The sequence below is a fragment of the Mastigocladopsis repens PCC 10914 genome, assembly GCF_000315565.1.
GTDB classification, from domain to species: Bacteria; Cyanobacteriota; Cyanobacteriia; order Cyanobacteriales; family Nostocaceae; genus Mastigocladopsis; species Mastigocladopsis repens.
This window is the reverse complement of sequence record NZ_JH992901.1, coordinates 304,381-323,830: the sequence shown is the minus strand read 5'-3', so window position 1 is coordinate 323,830 and position 19,450 is coordinate 304,381. Positions and strand designations below refer to the sequence as shown.

The window sequence follows — 19,450 nt, the reverse complement described above, 5'->3', positions numbered from 1 at the left end:
CTACAAATCTAAAGTCTGCGCCAGCGACGACCGTCTTGGTTAATCAAGAATTCCGCTTCGGCTGGTTCCCAAGTACCAGCTTCATACTGAGGAATTGACGTCGGATCTGCGGGCGCATCCCAAACGGAAAGGGCTGGTGTCACGACCTGCCAAGCGGCTTCCACTTCGTCCGCCCGTGTGAACAATGTCTGATCGCCCATCATACAATCCAAGAACAGGCGGTCATAGGCATCAGAAGTTGCTTTGATGCCAAAGGAACCATAACTAAAGTCCATGTCCACCGAACGGGTGCGGAAATCAGCACCGGGCATCTTGACCTCAAAACGCAAGGAAATTCCCTCATTCGGCTGAATCCGCATTGCCAAAACGTTGGCATTCATTTGTTGCGCGGCGGATTGAAACATCCGAGAAGGAACTTCACGGAAGTGGATCGAAATCTCACTGACTTTTTTAGGCATACGCTTGCCGGTACGCAAATAGAAGGGAACTCCTTGCCAGCGCCAGTTGTCAACGAGAAACTTCATTGCCACATAGCTGGGTGTTGTGGAGTTGGGATTAACTCCTGGTTCTTGTCGATACCCAGGCACGGGTTTACCTTTCATCCAGCCAGCGCTATACTGACCGCGCACTGCTGAACGGTGTAGATTTTGGATATCAGCTAGACGCGTAGCTTGGAGTACCTTCACTTTTTCCGTACGGAGACTGTCGGCATCCATTGCGTTGGGTGCCTCCATTGCGGTGAGGCAGTAAAGTTGCATCAGGTGGTTTTGCAACATATCCCGCAGCGCACCGGAGGTTTCATAATAACCAGCCCGGTCTTCAACTCCCACGGTTTCTGCCACGGTAATCTGAACGTGGTCAACAAATCGACGATTCCACAACGGTTCAAAAATCGCATTCGCAAAGCGAAATACCAGCAAATTCTGAACTGTGTCTTTACCCAGGTAGTGGTCGATGCGGTAGACTTGGTTTTCTTTGCAAACTTTCTGCACCACTTGGTTAAGGCTCTGAGCAGAAGCCAAGTCCCGACCAAAGGGTTTTTCAATCACCAAACGATGCTTGTAGGGATCTTCCAACATCCCCGCAGAGCCTAGCTGCTTAATCGCCTCAGGAAAGTATTTCGGAGCAACGGAAAGGTAGAACATCCGGTTTCCCCGGGTTCCCCTTTTCTGGTCTAATTCGCTCAAAAAGTTTTTCAGTTTCTGGTAACTTTCGGGGTTGTCTATATCCCCAGAGCAGTAGAACAGACCTTGGGAGAAGTCTTGCCAGAGTTCCTCTGGACCGAAATCGCCGCCAGTCTCCTTCATGCCTTTGAGCATCTGCTCGCGGAAGTAGTCGTGGCTCCAGTCTCGACGTGCCACACCCACAATGGTGGTTTCTGGTGGAATACGCCGTTCCCGTCGCAATTTATAAAGCGATGGCACTAGTTTGCGCCAGGTAAGGTCCCCTGAAGCACCAAAGATGACTATAATCTGAGGTTCGGGCATCCCTTGCTGTTGCAGACCCACGCGCAGGGGATTTTCTAGCAGACTGACCATAACAATTTTCGATTTTGGATGTGAGATTGGGGATTAAAGATTGGGGATTGGCTTGTAGTAAGCGCTTAAGCGCTTACTACAAACCTAGTTCCTACACAGGCGACAACTGTCTAACCTTGGTTTCTAGGGAGTTCATCAGCGATTCAAAGGGCTTGACAAACTTATCGATACCATCAACAAGCAATTCGTCCATCACTTTGTTGATATCGATGTTGATGTCTGGGTCTTTGAGGCTTTCTATCAGGTTATAAGCTTCTTCTACGCCTGTTTCAACACGAGCTGCAACATCGCAGTGATCAGCACAAGCTTCAATCGTCGCTGGTGGCAGGGTGTTCACTGTATCAGGACCAATCAACTCATCGACATACATCACGTCGCTGTAGCTGGGGTCTTTGGTGCTGGTGCTTGCCCACAGGAGGCGTTGCACGTTAGCACCTTTGGCGGACAATGCTTTCCATTGCTCTGTCTGAATAATCTTTTTGTATTCCTGGTAAGCAATTTTAGCGTTGGCGATCGCCACTTTTCCTTTGACAGCTTTGAGCTTGGCTTCTTGGGTAATGTCATCAACGCCTTTTTTCAATTTGGCGTCAATCTTACCGTCAATGTTGCTATCAATCCGGCTGAGGAAGAAGCTAGCAACGGAGGAAATTTTGCTAATGTCCTGACCTTGTGCAACCCGTTTTTCTAAGCCGCGAATGTAAGCCCAAGCTGTGTTGACGTAGCTTTGGACGGAGAACAGCAAGGTGACGTTGACGCTGATTCCTTCGGATATGACTTGCTCCACTGCTGGCAAACCCGCCTCTGTACCGGGAATTTTAATCATCAAGTTTTCCCGTTGAACTTCTTGGTAATAGCGGCGGGCTTCTTTGATTGTTGCCTCGGTATCATGAGCAATAGTTGGTGGGACTTCGATGCTTACATAACCATCCAACCCATCAGTTGCGTCATAAACAGGGCGCAGTATATCACAGGCGTTGCGGATATCTGCAAAAGCTAGGGATTCATAAATTTTGTATGTTGGCAATCCTGCTTTGATTCCCGCTTCAATATCGGCATCATAAATGGCGTTACCGGCGATCGCTTTTTCAAAGATGGCTGGGTTGGAGGTAATCCCGCAGATTCCTTTATTTTCAACCAGGTCTTTGAGTTCGCCAGATTGAATAATATCACGGCTCAAATTATCCATCCAGATGCTTTGACCGTACTTCTTAATTTCCAGTAGTTGATTAGTTGCCATAGCTGTCCGTTTGACTCCTGCTAATGATCTGTCTAAGTGACTTTTGTCAGGCTGTTAGTAGTTATTTGTTAGTTTGTTCGTTGTTCTACTTACCAACAACCACTAACCCTTCGGGTTCACCAGTTACCTGCGGCAGGGTTTCCCTCCCGCAGTACTGGTTCACCACTAACTACTAACCAATGGTTTACGCGCTTACTGCACCCTAGAGTGAGCTTTTCACGCTCTTCTAGTGACCGTTTTGAATAAAAGACTCCACTTTTGCAACATCTTGTGGACTGCCAATAATCAAAGGCGTGCGCTGGTGCAGTTTTTTCGGTACCACGTCTAAGATATTCATGTGTCCTGTAGTGGCGCGACCACCTGCTTGCTCAATGACATAGGCTAGGGGAGCAGATTCATAAAGCAAGCGTAGTTTACCTTCTGGTTTCGGTAGTGTGCCTGGGTAGAGAAACACCCCGCCTTGAAGCAAAATTCTATGGATATCGCTTACCATTGCCCCACTATAGCGGGCGGTATAGCCTTCTGTTCTGTGGACGTAGCGCACATATTCCCGAATCGGTTCATCCCACTGCCAAAAATTCCCCTCGTTGACGCTGTATATGGAACCGTGATCAGGAATCCGGATGTTTTCTTCGGTGAGAATAAACTCCCCTAAGCTGGGGTCGAGGGTAAACGAATGAACTCCCTTACCAATAGTATAGACCAGCATTGTGCTCGGACCATATAATATGTAACCTGCGGCAATTTGCTTGCGTCCAGGAGCTAGCAGGTCAGCAGCTTCACCATTTAGGTCGCTTCCTTCCTGTTGCACAATCGCAAAAATGGAACCCAAACTGAGATTTGTATCGGTGTTTGATGAGCCATCAATCGGGTCATACAAAAGAGTGTAGCGACCTATGGGGCAGTTTTCAGGAATATAGTAGGGTTTTTCCATTTCCTCAGAAGCTAAGCGACAGACCAAACCGCTTTGCTTGAAAACTGAGATAAAGACATCATTGGCATAGACATCCATCTTTTTGACGGATTCTCCCTGCACATTGACTTCCCCTGTAAATCCAAGAACCCCTTCCATTAAGCCGGCGCGACTGAGGCGACGAGCAATCAGTTTGCCTGCGAGGGCAATCCGATTCATCAACGCACTCAGATCCTGCGCCTGGGGCGAAAAGCTGTGAAGTTGCTGTAGGACATGACGGGATAATGTTGTACAATCGCGATCTAACGCCTTGTCTGCTACTTCGTTGCTAGCCAACTCTAAAGATTCCGGCGCTGTAGCCATTTTTTGTCCTCCCTAGAGACTAGGTGTTTGCTTGGTTCATCCCGTGCGTTGCAACTTGTAGTTGCTGCCTCTATCTTAGAGAGGTATTTTGACAACTTAGATGTGATTTTAGATAAACTAAAGAAATGAACTCCCTGTGGGTCTATACCAAGCTAAATCGCCAAGTAGGAATGCTATACTTGAGTAAGTCTACCTAATTGAAGATGGGAATTTAAACACATTTAGTATTTTAAAAACCGACTCATCATGACTACTATCTTAGGAGTCATAACTCGTCGGATCTGTGTCTATCAAATCACTTGATTGATTATTTCTAGATATTTCAGCACTTAATAGCTTGCATAACTAGAAAATAATTTGCTAATATTATATTTCATTGCTCTTGAAACTATTTTTTCACCCAACTACTTCGTCGCTCCTCCTCGCGCGGTTTAGCCTTATTAACTCTGAGTTGGCGACCCATCCATTCAGCACCATCTAACTCTGTAATGGCTGCATCCTCTTGGGCATCTTCAATCATGTCTACAAAGGCAAAACCGCGTAGTCGACCTGTTTCGCGGTCAGTAGGTAACACAACTCTTTTGACCTCACCGTATTCTGCAAATACCAGTTTTAAATCTGCTTCTGTAGCGCGGTAGGAAAGATTTCCAACGTAAATAGTCATGTGAATCACGTAAGTCGCAACGAAGAGCGAAGAGTTCAACTTGAAAACAGGTAAAACCAATAGCAGGCATTGCTTTCGTTTCACCTGATTCACCAATGGCAAATGTTGTAGAAGAAAAGGAACCAACAAGGAAACTTCTTCTTAGGACTTAGCCAATGGTCAGGCTGAATTTTCGCATACGCTACATATCATAACTGATTGCGTCAATTTTCAAAGTATGAGATTTTACAAACAATTTTTTGTTAGAATCAGTCTCACTTATATGTGCTGATATTTTTTATAGGTTAATAGAATTTTGTTTGTTTTTTTCTAAGTTTCAGTTAAGAAATCTACCTATTTGTGCAGATGCGGAAATTTAAAACTTTTGATGTGTCGCTTTTGATAATAGCTGATATTAGTTCTGTGTAATACCTTAGATTATCCTTCCGTCTAGCCTGATGAAGGAGGCACAAAGGGATATGATATGTTTTAATAAAAAGAATTGGCAGACAAATGATAAATTTGTGTAAAGACGCAAAGGTACACTAGATACCTTTGCGTGTTCGGGTGAGACTTCCTGAAAAATCAGTACATCTGAACTCTATTCAATACTAATTGACTGAGGACCACCAGCTTTGCCATTATGTGCCTCAGTGGGTGTAGAAGTCGTGTAGGTGCTTGAGCCAAGTTGTTGGGAGAGCCAGCCTTTAACGGGGTCATCAGCAAGGTTGAGTCGAAGCAAACCAGAGAAAAACCCGCCCATAAATGACACTGGGTGCTGGGTAAATTGTTTGAATATTGGTGTTAATTCATCAACGAACATGAAGAATCTCCTGGCACTAAGTTAAAAATTAGGACTATTAAAGCGATCGTAACGTGTTGGATGGTGCTTTCCTTGGCAGTGTTATCAGTTTTAGCAGCTTTGAATGGTATGTTGTGGGCAGAAAATAAGCGGTAGTGTAGGATTCCCACGACAACTACCGCTTTTATTGTCGATATTGTTTACATCGAATTTTGTTCAGGCATCAAGCACTTATCAGAGTCGCAACCGGCTGGTCCTGCTTCCATTAACTCACCGAAATCGTAGCGGCTCAAAACAGCATGAAAATCATCGGTTTTGCGACGCATTTCCACTTCCTTCATCAGCTGCTCGTACTGCTGTTTTGTTATTGGCTCAAAGGGTAAGCGAGGAAAAGTTTGATGGTCGTCAAATCGTGCCAAAAGCGCAGCACTAATGTAGCCTTCATCATCTCTGATAGTTTCATAGATGCGAGTTCCTAAGGCTTCCACTTCATTTTCCCTCAGTTCAATGGTAGCAGAGGTGTTATGTGTGACGTAAAATTTCTGCACTTGCATATAGAAATCCATCTGGGCGATCGCATTAAATTTACTGATGTCTATCTCATCAGCGCCTGGTAAATCTGCCCAAAGTACGGCGACTGGAATTTCCACCAGCCATTCGCTCACTCGCGGATCAAACGGGTCGTTCAACAACTTACCCTGTTCATCCTTGTCTGATTGAGAGGGTATAATAGTGTACCCATATTCAAGACAAGCCAACGCTACAGGATCATTTTTGCGGAAGGTGATCCGACGAATAAATCTTTGCGCCTTGGGGGGATGCCATCCAGGGCTGGCTCCTGTTAACAAGGACTTAGTGCCACTTGGTTGGACTGTGGTGCAGCGGTTGGGACGTTTGAGATTATGGCGATCGCAGTAATCCCAAACGACTCCCTGCACAGTATTTTTCCAAAAACTTAGGTATTCTTCCTCCTGACGCTTAAACGCCAATCCTTGAGCCGTTTCGGGTCTTCCTTTTTCCCACCAGCGCAACCAATCAACCCCAAAAGCCTTGACAAAGAAATCAAATAACCCTGTGAAAGAAACACCCACAATCGGGTCTAATTCACGGCTGTATTGGTAGCGTGGTTCAATAAATTTATGATGCAAAAGCGCGACTACAGAGAGCGCACCAGCAGTGAAAGCCTCTTCTTGTTCCTTGTAGTTATTTGGGGCAATTTGATTTAGGTGAATTTCTGCTAAGTTGCAGTGAAAATTCGAGCCGATAATTTCCATTTTTGTTATCCTAGAGGCTTTTTATCCCCTAGTTCTACGAGTTCCTTATTCCCCGTAGATCCGACTATATTTTCTACTAACGATAGTAGCCGGAGACTCGTGGAGCCGTTCTTAAGAACGGGGGTAAAACCCAGATTATATTCTTTATTAAACCCCAACGTTGACTTTCTATTTGTGGTTTAAAAAGGTTCACTCTCTAGTCTGTACGGTGTCACAGGTGCTTGAGTTCCTCTGATTACCTCGGTATTCCCAATCGCAGGGTTCACCGAATTTCCCCGGTTTTTAACGTGAGGCAAAATTATTATCTACCACACGGATTTAAACCATAGCGAGCTAAACGATGCTCTAGCTCACTTGCAGGAATTTCAGGATATTGCTGTTGCAACCAATCTTTTGCTTTTCCTTGAGCATAAGCCTTGAGAAAATCTACTTTTTGTTCATAATTTCTCAAAAGGTCGCAGTTAGCTCTTGCTACAGCTTCACCAGCCCATTGAATCGCACCTTCGCCACTAGAGTATTGTTTGCGGACAGCATCAATACATTCTTCTAATGTGGGCTTTTGGTGAAAAACTCTTGTGTGATTTGCCATCCTCAAAGCATCACGCTCTGGATCGATGCGCCAGTTGCCATTTTCATCCTGCTGCCAAAGATTGTTTTTGGCATCTGCAAATAAATGATCCTGACTTGAACCTTGACGTATGCCAGCTGAACGCCTAATATTGCCTGCAACGATTGTCACAGCTGCTTCATCAATTAATAAACAGCATTCAACAGAATTTAACTGTCGTCCAACAGCCTTATCTAGAATGGATGCACAACGCTGGTAAAGTTCGGGCAATTTTACGGGATTAGCAACACCTCCAAAGCCATTGAGAGCCTCTCCCGCTTTACGTACGTCGCTAATATCCACAATAACTTGAACTTCTGTTGAAAATCGTTCATCGGTTGAGAGTTCCAATAGGCTTTGATATGATTTCACCCAACCTTGACGGCTATCGCCAACAAAAATAGTGACGAGATTGCCTTCTATTTTGACTTCTGTCTGCTCACGACGCGCACCAGCAGGAGTACTACCAATCTCACCCCGCACTTGTACTTGAAGGTGATTGCGGATGGAGGGCAACTGGTTAATATATTGTGGTTCTAACACTGCTCCAGTACCAGACCCCATCATTGCTAAATCTACCATCAAGCCGAAAGCGCTCCAGTCTTGCAGGTTGGTAGAGGTACAATTATATGCCCCAGAAAAGTTTTTTTGCTCTTTTAGCCAGTCCGTACCGCCAACCCACAACCAACGTCCGCTGGGTAATGCTTTCAAGTTCCGCTGCATCCGCTGTAGGATATCAGCTTCATGTGGAAGTAGCTTTCCGATAGTGATTAAGCCGATTAGGGTGCGGGAGCACACCTGATCCCAAGTCTCCCTCACCCCCACCTCTTTGCGGCGGCTATAGGTTCTAAAAAACACTGGGTTAGCAGCTGGGGCAGTTTCTGGAAATTTTGCACTCTGACGTTTTATTTCAAGCTCACGAACCATAATCAAGTCTTGTTGCTCGCTGACATAGATTATGACTATACGCCAAGTGAATGAGAGGGTAAAGATTGAAAAATTGTGAGATTTGCGCTACGTGTAGGGCTGCACTTATTGTAGTAACGTTTTCCTATGTCTGTTGCCCCTTGGCGTTCTCCCCTCGCCCATGCCCTTCATCGTAACCGTAGCCAACCATACTCGCGCTACTTTCAACTGGCAACTGTCCAAGCTGACGGACGCCCTGCTAATCGTACTGTTGTCTTTCGGGGATTTTTAGGCGATACCAATCTGCTTAAAATCATTACAGATACGCGCAGCCAAAAATTCGCTCAAATACTCCATCAACGTTGGGCAGAAGTTTGCTGGTATTTTACCATCACTCGCGAACAATTCCGCATTGCCGGAGAATTAACTCTCATTGATGCCAATCATCCTGATCCGCAACTGCAAACAGCCCGTCAGTCAACGTGGCAAGACCTTTCAGATAATGCTCGTTTACAATTCGCTTGGCCCCATCCTGGTAAACCTAGAGCTAACCAAGAAGCTTTTTCTCCACCTCTTAGTGATCCCGCTAGTCCCTCACCTAACTTTTGCCTATTATTACTTGATCCCATTCAGGTAGATCATCTAGAATTGCGGGGCGAACCCCAAAATCGTTGGTGTTATCATTGGGAGCAGTCTCAGGGTTGGTCTACTACTGAGGTTAATCCCTGAATGACCCAAATTTGAGAAAAATCTCCACTGTCTTGTTAAAATTGAGCAGCCCAATAAACTCTTCCAGTTGGGTGTATTTCATTGATTAAAAATCTCTATAAATCTAATTTGGAACATTTCACCCTCTGGCTGCTCATCGAACGAAGATTGGGCAAGCAGAACTATCCAATCAGTTTAACGATTAGCTATTAGTAATTAGAAATTAGCAGTGTTAGGAGTTAAATCCCAGCTCCATCCAGAAACTCTTCTATTATTCTATTTTCTAAGCGGCAACAAGTATGATCGCTCAAACATACGTCATCAGTTGAAATTTGATAATTTGAGGCGTGAGGTGTTTGCACTGGGTTAATGGAAGGAACTGAAACTTTTTGTTGTACTTGTTGTACTTGTTGTACTTGTTGTACTTGTTGTACTTGTTGCAACTGTTGAATTTGTTGTTCGAGTTGCTCAAGGCGGTCTACCAAAGCACGTATCACTTGGGCTTCAGCATCTGGTAAACTTCCGTGTTCTAGTGGGTTAACTCGAACGCCAGAGCGATAGATAATTCGACCTGGAACGCCAACCACGGTACAGTCAGCTGGTACATCCCGCAATACAACTGACCCAGCACCAATACGGACATTTTTACCAATTTGGATGTTACCTAATACCTTCGCTCCAGCGCCGACGACAACATTCTCGCCCACAGTAGGATGGCGCTTGCCACATTCTTTACCTGTACCGCCAAGGGTGACACCTTGATAAATCAGAGTATAATCTCCTACAATCGCCGTTTCCCCAATCACCACACCCATTCCGTGGTCAATAAAAACACCATGTCCAATCACTGCACCAGGATGGATTTCAATTCCGGTCAAAAATCGAGCGATGTGGGAAATTAAGCGGGGGATAAAGGGAAGACCAATGCTATACAGCCAATGAGCTAGCCTGTGTAAGAGTAGAGCTTGCAAACCGGGATAGCAAAACAATACTTCCAACCAGTTACGAGCAGCAGGATCGCGTTCAAAGATGATGCGGAAGTCAGCAATGAGTGTAGATAGCACGCTTCTAGTACCCTAGTTTTGCCAATCAAGTCAAACTCTATCTTAGCGTCCTATGTGCCATGCATAATTGTTCAAAATCCCAAGCTTTTTTCTTTTGAGTTTCAAGCGACAGAAACATAAGAAAGCAGGGGAACAAGAGGAAACCTCTTCATTCCCCTGCATCCTCTGTACTCCCTGTACCATGAACAGCTACAGCTTTGTTTGTGGAAATTTCGGAATTGAACTAGCTATTGAATTGGAAAAACACGCCGCCTTTGAGTAATCCCGTGTCGCTCCCATAACTACTAACTGTGAGCGATCGCAGGTTTTGGAAAAACGGCTTGCCCAGGATTTCCACAAACTTAAGAATTGGTAGTTGACGCTCTAAAATGTCTTGACTCTTTGCCCAGTCGATATACACATAGCCTTGATTAGGTTGAGGGATAGCAGCGATACTATCTTGGAAATTACGATTGTTGATTAAGGAGTTCTCCTTGGCTGTCAAAGCTGCATCTATTGCCTCAATAGAGGATGCGAAAATCTCGTAATTCCCTACATCAGCACGCGCCCCTAAAACCTTTGCCTGGATTGCGAATGATTCTCGGTCTGTTGTTGCAGTAGATTTATTGAGAGCAGCGCTTAACTGTGTCCAAGCGGAGATTTGTTGCTCATCCAGGTTAAAGGAATTCAGCGAGAGTCCTCCTGATGAGGCGAGTTTATCCAAACGAGAGATTGCTGCTGGTGTCCCTTCTGATTTTTGGACCACAAAAATCCACTCGGGAGTTGTTTGCTCCCCACGGGGTAACAATCCTATGGCGTATTCTCCTTGCACCCAGTTGAAAATATCCTCTTTCCAGTTTATGCCCCAACGTTTTTGAACACTTACCAAGGGTGGTAGCAATCTAGAAGTGACATCTTCTGTGGAAGCAGATAGGGCTGCTGTCACTTGTTCCCAGAGTTGGGCTAAATCACTGTCACCCAAACCGCTCAAATTCGACCCTGCCACTGCCAAACTTGCTGAAGCAGGGATATACTGCAACGCACCCACAGGTTTAGACAGTTGTGCAGATGGGGGTGAAGTTTCTTCTTTCGCCAGGAAAGCTGTTTGCGCGAGCAATCCTTTGGGGTTTGATACTAGGGAAATAATTTGGTTGTCATAGGTTTGGACTTCAGGTTTGAGCCTCTGCCATTTTGCCACTGTGGGGAGATTCAGGAAAGCAACAGCCAGTGCTTCTTTGGGCAGTTGTTTGGCGGCTTGTTGGTATTTGCTGGAACTGGTCAAATTAAGATCAGTCGCTTGTACGTTATTAATTGCCTCTCGCAGGACTTTTGGATCATTAGCAAATAATACAAAGCTCTTGCCTACAGATGCACCAGCAAGACTATTTTGCTTTTTGACTCCTTCCTTCTCTAAGGACGTTGAAGGGATCTGATTATCATATATGAGCTTGACGCCTTTGTACTGTTCGGTAGATAAGTTTGCTCCAGCCAATGCCCGTTTGGAGAACAACAACTCTACAAACTCGCGGCTTTTCTCCGGTTGAGTGGTTGCTAGTGCCATCAGATATCCTGGCTGTTGTCCGTTTTCGGAGTCGTGGTCAATGTCTAAGCTTGTGACAGCCAGTGTCATTTCGTTTCCTAGCCAAGGTTTAATGTCCTGTTGGTAATCTATACCTGTATTCGCTAGTAAACTTGTTTTTAATTTTGACAGTTCCCCATCACGCTCAAACGCTTGCAAGCGGTCTGGATTGACTAGCATTGACACCATGACTGGTGCTTGTTTAGACACGAATATGGCAGCATCTGACTGTCCAGTAGGGACGATGCGGGTCAGCGAACTTTTAGCGAACAACCCGTTACAACCAGTGGTACCAATCAACAGCAGCATGATGATACTCGCTGCTAAGACTTTGAAAAATGAGCGTTGCGTCATAATTTTTACACATACCGCTAGGGGCGCAAACACAAATAATCAACCGCCTGATTGAATATCGAAGGCAGTTGTGTTACTAGAAATTAGTTTAGTACTGAAACTTACGCAGAAACCTATCTAAGCTTAATCAAAGCACTTATGTGCTTACCCATTCCAAAGAAGGAAGATTTTCTGCCAATATAATATAGTATAGGATTTTTATCAAAACTTCATGGTAGGCAAACCTTCCGAACAATCCATCACCCAAATTAGCGTAGAGGAACTGGCACAACGCCTGTCTTCAGGTGATTCAAGTCTTCAGCTAGTAGACGTACGCGAACCCCAAGAGTTGGCGATCGCCCACCTTGATGGCTTTGTCAATCTTCCCTTAAGTCAATTTCCTGACTGGGCAGATCAAGTCAACACTCGCTTAAATCCTCAGGCTGAAACCCTTGTCCTGTGTCATCATGGCATTCGTTCTGCTCAGATGTGTCAGTGGTTAATGATTCAAGGATTTACAAATGTGAAAAACATTGCTGGTGGAATTGATGCCTATTCAACGTTGGTTGACCCTTCGATTCCTCAGTATTAGCTTGTGTTTTGCACCAACGGACCTGCTTTGAGTTTGGGATTGCAAGCCTAAGTATCCTGAGCACAAAAAACATTGGCACTCTACCTAAGCATATTGTTTAGCTGTTAGGAAATTAGTAACTTGAAATACAGCGACTTCAAGAATCATATGGAATTATGCATAAGTAGGGGGCTATTTTACTTAAAATCCACAAGCTTTTTCAACAGAGTTGCGCTGTATTAAAAGGCTCTTTCTTCTAGGGCAGTACTGCAATCTTTACTCTTGTTGACTTCTATTTACGTATTCCTGTAGAAGCCAACAGCTTGCTATCTTGCTTTACTATTATTAATCCTTTTCACAGTTATCTCCACAAATTTTTGCAAGCTTTGCTTAAAATTCGGCTTTAGTAAAAAATTCCTTATGCAAGTCCAGTTAACAAATCGTCAACAGCATATACTTTGGGCAACGATACGTCATTATATAGCCACAGCAGAACCTGTTGGTTCTAAAGCTCTTGTTGAGGAGTACAACCTTGGTGTTAGCTCAGCAACAATTCGTAATGTAATGGGCGTGTTGGAAAAATCTGGGTTACTCTATCAACCTCACACCTCTGCCGGACGCATACCTTCCGACTCTGGCTACCGCATCTATGTTGACCAGTTAATTACACCATCTGAAACTTTAGCACGAGAGGTAGAACTAGCACTACAAAACCGCCTCAAGTGGGAGGATTGGAGTTTGGAAGCTCTACTGCAAGGAGCGGCGCATATCCTAGCAACCTTAAGTGGTTGCATTACCTTGATTACCATGCCCCAAACTGCAACAGCAGTGTTGAGACATTTACAACTGGTGCAAATAGAAACGGGACGGGTCATGCTGATTGTGGTGACGGATGGATATGAGACACATTCAGCAGTGATGGATTTACCGCCAACTCAGGAAGATACACAAGCAGATGCAGATGTCATCGACCGTGAGTTACAGATTGTATCTAACTTTTTAAATAGTCATTTACGGGGGCGAAGCATCACTGAATTAGCCAACCTGAAATGGAGTCAATTAGACCGAGAGTTTCAAATATATGGGGAATTCTTGAAAACCTCACTTGCGGAACTCGCCCATCGCACTCTGACTCCATCTGCGACACAAATTATGGTTCGCGGTGTTGCTGAAGTTTTGCGTCAGCCAGAGTTTTCTCAATTACAGCAAGTACAAATGCTGATCCACCTGTTGGAAGAAGAACAAGACCAGCTGTGGCGGTTAATATTTGAAGAACAACCGGAGGCGGAGGAAGTGGGTAAACCACGAGTCACGGTTCGTATTGGTGCAGAAAATCCTCTAGAACCGATACGCACTTGCTCGTTGATTTCTTCCACTTATCGTCGAGGTTCTGTGTCACTGGGTAGTGTGGGAGTTTTGGGACCAACGCGCCTAGATTATGAAGGTGCGATCGCAGTCGTGGCTGCTGCTGCTGATTACCTGTCGGAAGCTTTCAGTTATTTCAATCCCTAGTACGGATTTATGAATTTGGGCGCTCTCAAACCTATAAAATAACAGCATATCAATGATGCAACTTGTAGCGGCACAATTGGTGAATTGGTAAGAACCAGCTTGAATCATGGTCAGAAAAATTGCCTTTGGGATGCTGTGGCTAGGATTTAGTACCTATGCCTTTTTCTTTGCCCCTCCTAATCAGCCAGAGACATTCGAGTTAATTAAAAATCTTTCCACTGGTAACTGGCAAGGGATTAACCCCTTAGTGGTGGCACTCTTTAATATTATGGGCATCTGGCCTGTTATCTACAGTTGCCTAATATTTTTTGATGGTAGAGGGCAAAAAATTCCGGCTTGGCTGTTTGCTTCAGCTTCTTTTGCAGTTGGGGCTTTTGCTTTACTACCCTACTTAGCCCTTAGGGAACCAAGTCAAAAGTTTGCTGGCAAAAAGAATGCTCTTTTGGCGCTTCTTGATTCTCGCTTAACGGGTATCGCTCTGGCTGTAGGTACAGCTATTATAGTTTCCTATGGTGTAGGGCAAGGAAATTGGGGAGACTTTATTCAGCAATGGCAAACAAGCCGCTTTATCCATGTGATGAGCTTAGATTTTTGCCTACTTTGCCTATTGTTTCCAGCTTTGTTAGGAGATGATATGGCGCGGCGAAATATGAATAATCCTCAGTTGTTCTGGTTAATAGCATTCATACCGCTATTTGGTCCGTTGATGTATTTATGTATGCGTCCACCTTTACGAGAAACAAGTGGAGAGATAATACCAACTCAGCAACAACCCGCTGAGAATTAAGATTATGAATAGAAAAATAGCTCTTTGGTTATTGTGGGCTGGATTTATCATCTACCTTTTGTTCTTTGCTCCTCCACTGCACTTAGAAGAAACTCTGACACTGCTGAAAAATATCTTCACTTTGAATTGGGTAGATATAAATCCAGTGATCCTCTCTCTATTCTCCCTAATTGGTATGTGGCTGTTCATTTACAGTGGGGTTCTGTTCTTTGATGGTAGGATGCAGTGGATTCCTTTCTGGCCCTTTGCTATAGCGTCAGTCGCTTCGGGTACGCTTGGTCTTATACCTTATTTGGCTTTGAGGGAATCGAATCAACAATTTTCTGGGCGCAAGGATGCTTTTTTACAGGTGTTAGATTCTCGCTTTTTCAGTGTTACCGTCAGTTTAAGCACCCTTGGTTTGATTGGTTATGCTTTTCTTGGGGATTGGATAGGTTTTTGGCAGCAGTTTCAGAGCGATCGCTTTATGAATGGCATGAGTTTAGCATTTTGCCTGTTTTGCCTACTCTTCCCAACTGTCCTTGGGGATGATATGGCGCGACGAGGTTGGAATAATCCTCAGATGTTTTGGATAACCGCGCTTGTCCCACTTTTCGGTCCACTTGTGTATCTTTGCCTGCGTCCAGCGATACTGGAAAATGTTGCTCAACAAACACCAACATCTTTTGGCAGCAGTAGGGCGTGATAAGTTCTGGGGTGTAGTTAATACTGGGGTGCAACCAACAGCACTCGCCAGTAAAATAGTTCCATGACACTATTGATCGAAGAAATTCGTCGTAAAGTTGCAAGCGAAGAGTTTGAGTTCTCCAAGCATGCTGTTGACCAGTCTATTTTGCGTCAGATTCGAGTCCGAGAAATTAAGGAAGCGATTGCTAACGGACAGGTTATCGACGACTATCCGAAGGACAAGTATGGTCCAAGTTGTCTCATCTGTGGCTTGACGGAAGCTGAACGACCAGTTCATATTCAATGCAGCTATCCCACTCGAGCGTTAATCAAAATCATCACAATATACGAACCTGATCCTAAGCAATGGAACGACGACTTCACGAACAGGAGGAGCAACAATAATGACGGGTAATTGGCAAGAAACACTCGTTGAGAAACGAGTGACCTACACACTAGAACTGAATGGCAAATTCTTCTTAATTGAGAATGTGCCTGCTCGCGTGCATGAGGAAACAGGAGAGCAGTTTTTCTCTCCATCAACAGTGGAGTGTTTGCAGCAGATTATTTTGAACGGGAAAAGTCCAGACCGTGTGATTGAAACTCCTGTATATAACTACGCTGCGTGAGACAAGCCTTATACCAATTTAAAAAATGTTTGCGACAGATAACCCCACCCGCCCGATCAGGCGGGTGGGGTTTAACCGATGTGTTGCATTCTTTTTTCAAATTGGTATTAATTATTGTTAATTATTGACCGCTCCAACATATAAATCTCTGGCAGTTGCCACCAAGAAACATGAGGATACTCGTGATGTTCTTCGTGATAACCAAAGTGATAGCAGCTGATAAATGACCACCACACCGGACGTGAGATAGTTTGGGAGCGGTGAGGTTCACTATAACCGTCTTCTGGCTCTCGATGAGGCAGGAAAGTGCCAAAATAAAATAATTGTAATGAACTCAAAAGCGAGGGTATTGCCCAAAAGTCAGTGAGATTTGCCTCAGGCATATGGAGTATGTGATGGGCACAGTTATAGATAATTATTAAGATGATGATCTGTGCCCAACTCCAGTAACCCTTCATAAAATGAAAATACCAAGTAAAGAAATTTTTATGTGTACCGTCGTGAAAGTCGGGGTCTTTTTCACTAGCAGGATTATGATGATGCACCCAATGCTTTTTTAAAAGTTTTTCATAAGATAAACAGCCATAAAGTATCAAACACATTGAACCAATAAAATGATTAATTTTACTGTTGGCAGGAAACACAACTCCATGCATGGCATCATGAGCCGTAATGAATAACCCGGTGTAGAGAAATGTCTGCCAAAGTACAGCAAGTAATAAAGTCAAGACATTAAAGTTAGATATATCTACTGAGAGTAATAAAATTAAGCTAGTTGCCCAAGTTGCAATAATGACAATAGCAATGACCAGTCCTGTGGTAGATTCACTCGGAAGTTTTAGTTGATGAGTGGTCGGTTTTTCTAATTGTTGAATCAAGGTTTTACTCCGTTTTAGGTGAAAATTCACAAAAATAAGCGAATGACAAAGTACACTAATCACTTAACAGAACAATTCCATCAGCGATTAGTGCTGTCTGTTAGGCAACACCAGACTAGGATTATGTAGAAATATTAATTTATTTTAATAATTACATACATAACTGCCATACCGAAAACTTTTTTTGTCTGAAGGTTGGCTGGTATAAACGCGATGTAGGTAAAATTCTTGAGAAGAGTTCACAACCCAGAACCCAGAATTTTAGTTTCTGACTCCTGAGTTCTGGGTTCTTTCAAAACTAGTGAGTCAGGTTGAGTACGTCGCGCACAACACTGTAGCCGTTGAGATCCCAAAGTAGGTAAGCGATAAAACCAATCATTGCTAAACGACCCTGCCAAAGTTCGGACTGTGGAGTAAACCCAAACTTAACCGCATTGCGATTCGCTGCCGTTATATGCCTTTTCAGTTGCATCCGTAGGAAAAGGCCCCTTTGTCATTGTTAAGTTTCCTTAAGTATTTGTACACTCTTTATAGTAGTGATCTACCTAGTCAGCGCAATCTGTCTGTAGTGCCAAAGCATCAACTAGCCGAAAGGATGAGATTTTGAGTGGTTAATGTAAAGATTTGTAGCACAAAAGGTTAATGGACGTTTGACGAGGTGATCAAATAAAGGATTTTTTTTGTAGGCAAGTGGTAATCAGCTATACCAAGAGAATTTATAAATTGAAAATCTAACGCAAGTCAGAAGGTTTCCTAAATTTTGTTGCCCAAACTAATAGACAGTAAATCAAGTTTTTAACTGAAGAATATGGCTCCTACAGTACTCATTACAGGTGCTTCCCAAGGCATTGGGAAAGCAACATCTCTTCTGTTTGCCCGCAAAGGATATGACCTGGTACTGACTGCTCGTCACCTTGACCGCTTGGAAAGCGTCGCCCAGGAGGTGCAAAGCCTTGGTCGTCCAGCGCCATTGACGATTTCTTGTGATGTCACAGACCCATCGCAGGTGAACTCACTGGTGGAAAAGGCTTTGGATCATTACGGCTATATTGACGTACTGATTAACAATGCAGGTGTTTTCGCAGAGGGACCAGTGGACGGGTTCTCGCTCAACGATTGGCATCAAGTGATAGACCTGAACTTATGGGGATATATCCACACAATTCATGCTCTTTTGCCTCATTTCTTGCAGCGGAAATCTGGAACGATTGTGAATCTCAGTTCCATTGGCGGCAAAGTCCCTACCCCCTATGTCGTGGTTTATTGCACCAGTAAGTTTGCTGTTACAGGATTAACAGAATCGCTACACGCGGAATTACAGCCTAAAGGTATTCATGTTTGCGGCATTTATCCAAATTTAATCAAGAGTAGTTTGATGGAACGGGCAGTTTTTCGGGGTAGTGATGAGCACGATGCTCAAATCCGTCGTGATCAGCTCAACACTGTGCTGAAAGTTCCTATGGTGGAAAAGCCTGAGGATGTGGCAAATGCCATCTGGGATGCAGTCAAGAATCAAAAATCTGAGGTCATGGTAGGTTCGGCGAATGTTTCCCAGGGCTTTTATCGGTTGTTTCCTGGTTTGCTTCAGTGGGTTTCTCGCCAAGGCTTGAAAAATAAAGATAAATAAAAGCTGGATATGGAAATAATTGACTTAACTTGACTCGCACTCCCGTTTTGTGACGTGGTGGCGGTAGCGAAACATTGCTTCTAGCTGCACTTGTACAAGCCAACCACTGGCAAATTCTACAGGTTGTCCACCTGGCATAGAAAAGGAAACATCATCTGTCAATCTGGTTTTGCCATTTTCCGGTTCAAACAGATGTCGGTGTACCCAAGAATCAAAAGGTCCAGAAATTTGTTCGTCGCAAAACAGGCGATATTCTTCGTATTCTGTGTGACGTGCTAACCAGCGCAAAGGCAATGGCCCGAGGAAAAGACGAAACTCAGTGATAGCCCCCTTGCCCAGTCCTCCCTCCCGCCGGAGGACTTGAACTGGTTGCCAAGGTGGGGTAAGTAATTGCAAAACATCTAATCTTTCGTGAAATTTCCAAACGACTTCCACTGGTGCATTAATCACTGAAGAATATTTGAAGTGCAGCATTTTAACAATTTTCGATTTTGCAAGTGGTAATTGATAGTTGATAGTCGGTAGTTGTTAGTTGGTAGTTGTTAATGAATTTTCAAATAACCACTAACTACTAACTACTATCCATTAACCAGTCTCAATGACCTATTACTAAAAAATATTAAATTTAAAATCAGTAGAAAAGTTTATTCTTCATATTCGGTATCTATCTCTATATCAAGAGTATCTTCATCTATCCGAACGTAGAGAGTATTAGGACGACAGCAAACTTGACAATCTTCTACGTAAGATTGCTGTCCACCCGCACTTAAATCAACGAAGGTTATATTCGGTTCGCCACAATAGGCGCAGTAATATTCAGTTGTTGTTTGCATA

19 protein-coding genes and 2 pseudogenes are annotated in these 19,450 nt (G+C 44.0%); 8 read left to right on the top strand and 13 right to left on the bottom strand.

Annotated elements, in window-relative coordinates; translation table 11 throughout:
* Window positions 1-8: 8 nt before the first annotated feature.
* From zwf to MAS10914_RS29510, 7 genes and pseudogenes are all read right to left on the bottom strand, one after another.
* Complete coding sequence (zwf, locus tag MAS10914_RS0103550; RefSeq protein ID WP_017314525.1) at window positions 9-1,538, bottom strand: glucose-6-phosphate dehydrogenase; 1,530 nt, start codon at window positions 1,536-1,538, stop codon at window positions 9-11.
* 91 nt (window positions 1,539-1,629) lie between these two features.
* A complete protein-coding gene (tal, locus tag MAS10914_RS0103545; protein WP_017314524.1) occupies window positions 1,630-2,775 on the bottom strand; it encodes a transaldolase in 1,146 nt (381 codons plus the stop codon).
* Window positions 2,776-3,001: 226 nt separating this feature from the next.
* The gene (gene fbp, locus MAS10914_RS0103540) at window positions 3,002-4,051 is read right to left on the bottom strand and encodes a class 1 fructose-bisphosphatase (protein WP_017314523.1); all 1,050 of its coding nucleotides are present in this window, start codon (window positions 4,049-4,051) and stop codon (window positions 3,002-3,004) included.
* Window positions 4,052-4,439: 388 nt separating this feature from the next.
* Window positions 4,440-4,715 carry an RNA recognition motif domain-containing protein gene (locus MAS10914_RS0103535; RefSeq protein WP_026082313.1) on the bottom strand — a complete coding sequence of 92 codons (276 nt, stop codon included), beginning with the start codon at window positions 4,713-4,715 and terminating at the stop codon, window positions 4,440-4,442.
* Between the two features lie 580 nt (window positions 4,716-5,295).
* A complete protein-coding gene (locus MAS10914_RS0103530; RefSeq protein WP_017314521.1) occupies window positions 5,296-5,517 on the bottom strand; it encodes a hypothetical protein in 222 nt (73 codons plus the stop codon).
* Between the two features lie 179 nt (window positions 5,518-5,696).
* A pseudogene (nrdJ, locus tag MAS10914_RS29515) lies at window positions 5,697-6,767 on the bottom strand (ribonucleoside-triphosphate reductase, adenosylcobalamin-dependent); the annotation flags it as partial.
* Window positions 6,768-7,077: 310 nt separating this feature from the next.
* Window positions 7,078-8,304 (bottom strand): annotated as a pseudogene (locus tag MAS10914_RS29510) (ribonucleoside-triphosphate reductase, adenosylcobalamin-dependent); the annotation flags it as partial.
* 126 nt (window positions 8,305-8,430) lie between these two features.
* On the opposite strand from MAS10914_RS29510, the gene MAS10914_RS0103520 reads away from it, so the two are divergent.
* Window positions 8,431-9,012 carry an Npun_F5749 family FMN-dependent PPOX-type flavoprotein gene (locus MAS10914_RS0103520; RefSeq protein WP_017314520.1) on the top strand — a complete coding sequence of 194 codons (582 nt, stop codon included), beginning with the start codon at window positions 8,431-8,433 and terminating at the stop codon, window positions 9,010-9,012.
* Between the two features lie 218 nt (window positions 9,013-9,230).
* On the opposite strand, the gene cysE is transcribed toward MAS10914_RS0103520, so the two are convergent.
* Both cysE and MAS10914_RS0103510 read right to left on the bottom strand, forming a co-directional pair.
* A complete protein-coding gene (cysE, locus tag MAS10914_RS0103515) occupies window positions 9,231-10,055 on the bottom strand; it encodes a serine O-acetyltransferase (RefSeq protein ID WP_017314519.1) in 825 nt (274 codons plus the stop codon).
* A 223-nt stretch (window positions 10,056-10,278) separates the two neighbouring features.
* Window positions 10,279-11,967 carry a DUF3352 domain-containing protein gene (locus tag MAS10914_RS0103510; protein WP_017314518.1) on the bottom strand — a complete coding sequence of 563 codons (1,689 nt, stop codon included), beginning with the start codon at window positions 11,965-11,967 and terminating at the stop codon, window positions 10,279-10,281.
* Window positions 11,968-12,178: 211 nt separating this feature from the next.
* Here MAS10914_RS0103510 and MAS10914_RS0103505 point away from each other — a divergent pair, with 211 nt between their 5' ends.
* The 6 genes from MAS10914_RS0103505 to MAS10914_RS0103480 all read left to right on the top strand — a co-directional run bounded on the left by MAS10914_RS0103505 (window position 12,179) and on the right by MAS10914_RS0103480 (window position 16,111).
* Window positions 12,179-12,538 (top strand): rhodanese-like domain-containing protein, encoded by a 360-nt coding sequence (locus MAS10914_RS0103505; protein ID WP_017314517.1) that lies wholly within the window; start codon window positions 12,179-12,181, stop codon window positions 12,536-12,538.
* Between the two features lie 399 nt (window positions 12,539-12,937).
* Complete coding sequence (gene hrcA, locus MAS10914_RS0103500) at window positions 12,938-14,029, top strand: heat-inducible transcriptional repressor HrcA (protein ID WP_017314516.1); 1,092 nt, start codon at window positions 12,938-12,940, stop codon at window positions 14,027-14,029.
* Between the two features lie 106 nt (window positions 14,030-14,135).
* Entirely contained in the window at window positions 14,136-14,816 is a 681-nt protein-coding gene (locus MAS10914_RS0103495) for a hypothetical protein (protein WP_017314515.1), read from the top strand.
* Window positions 14,817-14,820: 4 nt separating this feature from the next.
* Window positions 14,821-15,501, top strand: coding sequence for a hypothetical protein (locus tag MAS10914_RS0103490; RefSeq protein ID WP_017314514.1), 681 nt, complete (start codon window positions 14,821-14,823; stop codon window positions 15,499-15,501).
* A 63-nt stretch (window positions 15,502-15,564) separates the two neighbouring features.
* Window positions 15,565-15,897, top strand: a complete 333-nt coding sequence (locus tag MAS10914_RS0103485; protein WP_017314513.1) for a DUF4258 domain-containing protein — start codon at window positions 15,565-15,567, stop codon at window positions 15,895-15,897.
* The gene (locus tag MAS10914_RS0103480) at window positions 15,887-16,111 is read left to right on the top strand and encodes a YgiT-type zinc finger protein (protein WP_017314512.1); all 225 of its coding nucleotides are present in this window, start codon (window positions 15,887-15,889) and stop codon (window positions 16,109-16,111) included. Before MAS10914_RS0103485 ends, MAS10914_RS0103480 begins: the two co-directional genes overlap by 11 nt.
* A 107-nt stretch (window positions 16,112-16,218) precedes the next feature.
* On the opposite strand, the gene crtW is transcribed toward MAS10914_RS0103480, so the two are convergent.
* Entirely contained in the window at window positions 16,219-16,986 is a 768-nt protein-coding gene (crtW, locus tag MAS10914_RS0103475) for a beta-carotene ketolase CrtW (RefSeq protein WP_026082311.1), read from the bottom strand.
* 301 nt (window positions 16,987-17,287) lie between these two features.
* Window positions 17,288-17,461: a hypothetical protein gene (locus MAS10914_RS29505; protein WP_017314510.1), complete on the bottom strand. Its 174-nt coding sequence runs from the start codon at window positions 17,459-17,461 to the stop codon at window positions 17,288-17,290.
* 336 nt (window positions 17,462-17,797) lie between these two features.
* Between MAS10914_RS29505 and MAS10914_RS0103465 the strand changes: the two genes are divergently transcribed.
* A complete protein-coding gene (locus tag MAS10914_RS0103465) occupies window positions 17,798-18,616 on the top strand; it encodes an SDR family NAD(P)-dependent oxidoreductase (RefSeq protein ID WP_017314509.1) in 819 nt (272 codons plus the stop codon).
* A gap of 24 nt (window positions 18,617-18,640) precedes the next feature.
* On the opposite strand, the gene MAS10914_RS0103460 is transcribed toward MAS10914_RS0103465, so the two are convergent.
* Together MAS10914_RS0103460 and MAS10914_RS32545 are read right to left on the bottom strand one after the other, a co-directional pair.
* Complete coding sequence (locus tag MAS10914_RS0103460) at window positions 18,641-19,090, bottom strand: SRPBCC family protein (RefSeq protein WP_017314508.1); 450 nt, start codon at window positions 19,088-19,090, stop codon at window positions 18,641-18,643.
* Window positions 19,091-19,260: 170 nt separating this feature from the next.
* Entirely contained in the window at window positions 19,261-19,449 is a 189-nt protein-coding gene (locus tag MAS10914_RS32545) for a CPXCG motif-containing cysteine-rich protein (RefSeq protein ID WP_071599792.1), read from the bottom strand.
* Between the last annotated feature and the right edge of the window lies 1 nt (window position 19,450).

What these genes read in the sequence shown, in the direction of transcription:
- MAS10914_RS0103520 (WP_017314520.1), top strand. Translation starts at nt 8,431, where the DNA reads ATGTCTGTTGCCCCTTGGCGTTCTCCCCTCGCCCATGCCCTTCATCGT.
- MAS10914_RS29505 (WP_017314510.1), bottom strand. Translation starts at nt 17,461, where the DNA reads ATGCAACTGAAAAGGCATATAACGGCAGCGAATCGCAATGCGGTTAAG.
- MAS10914_RS0103490 (WP_017314514.1), top strand. Translation starts at nt 14,821, where the DNA reads ATGAATAGAAAAATAGCTCTTTGGTTATTGTGGGCTGGATTTATCATC.
- MAS10914_RS0103495 (WP_017314515.1), top strand. Translation starts at nt 14,136, where the DNA reads ATGGTCAGAAAAATTGCCTTTGGGATGCTGTGGCTAGGATTTAGTACC.
- MAS10914_RS0103465 (WP_017314509.1), top strand. Translation starts at nt 17,798, where the DNA reads ATGGCTCCTACAGTACTCATTACAGGTGCTTCCCAAGGCATTGGGAAA.
- tal (WP_017314524.1), bottom strand. Translation starts at nt 2,775, where the DNA reads ATGGCAACTAATCAACTACTGGAAATTAAGAAGTACGGTCAAAGCATC.
- MAS10914_RS0103530 (WP_017314521.1), bottom strand. Translation starts at nt 5,517, where the DNA reads ATGTTCGTTGATGAATTAACACCAATATTCAAACAATTTACCCAGCAC.
- MAS10914_RS32545 (WP_071599792.1), bottom strand. Translation starts at nt 19,449, where the DNA reads ATGCAAACAACAACTGAATATTACTGCGCCTATTGTGGCGAACCGAAT.
- zwf (WP_017314525.1), bottom strand. Translation starts at nt 1,538, where the DNA reads ATGGTCAGTCTGCTAGAAAATCCCCTGCGCGTGGGTCTGCAACAGCAA.
- MAS10914_RS0103505 (WP_017314517.1), top strand. Translation starts at nt 12,179, where the DNA reads ATGGTAGGCAAACCTTCCGAACAATCCATCACCCAAATTAGCGTAGAG.
- MAS10914_RS0103485 (WP_017314513.1), top strand. Translation starts at nt 15,565, where the DNA reads ATGACACTATTGATCGAAGAAATTCGTCGTAAAGTTGCAAGCGAAGAG.
- MAS10914_RS0103510 (WP_017314518.1), bottom strand. Translation starts at nt 11,967, where the DNA reads ATGACGCAACGCTCATTTTTCAAAGTCTTAGCAGCGAGTATCATCATG.
- fbp (WP_017314523.1), bottom strand. Translation starts at nt 4,051, where the DNA reads ATGGCTACAGCGCCGGAATCTTTAGAGTTGGCTAGCAACGAAGTAGCA.
- MAS10914_RS0103460 (WP_017314508.1), bottom strand. Translation starts at nt 19,090, where the DNA reads ATGCTGCACTTCAAATATTCTTCAGTGATTAATGCACCAGTGGAAGTC.
- hrcA (WP_017314516.1), top strand. Translation starts at nt 12,938, where the DNA reads ATGCAAGTCCAGTTAACAAATCGTCAACAGCATATACTTTGGGCAACG.
- MAS10914_RS0103480 (WP_017314512.1), top strand. Translation starts at nt 15,887, where the DNA reads ATGACGGGTAATTGGCAAGAAACACTCGTTGAGAAACGAGTGACCTAC.
- MAS10914_RS0103535 (WP_026082313.1), bottom strand. Translation starts at nt 4,715, where the DNA reads ATGACTATTTACGTTGGAAATCTTTCCTACCGCGCTACAGAAGCAGAT.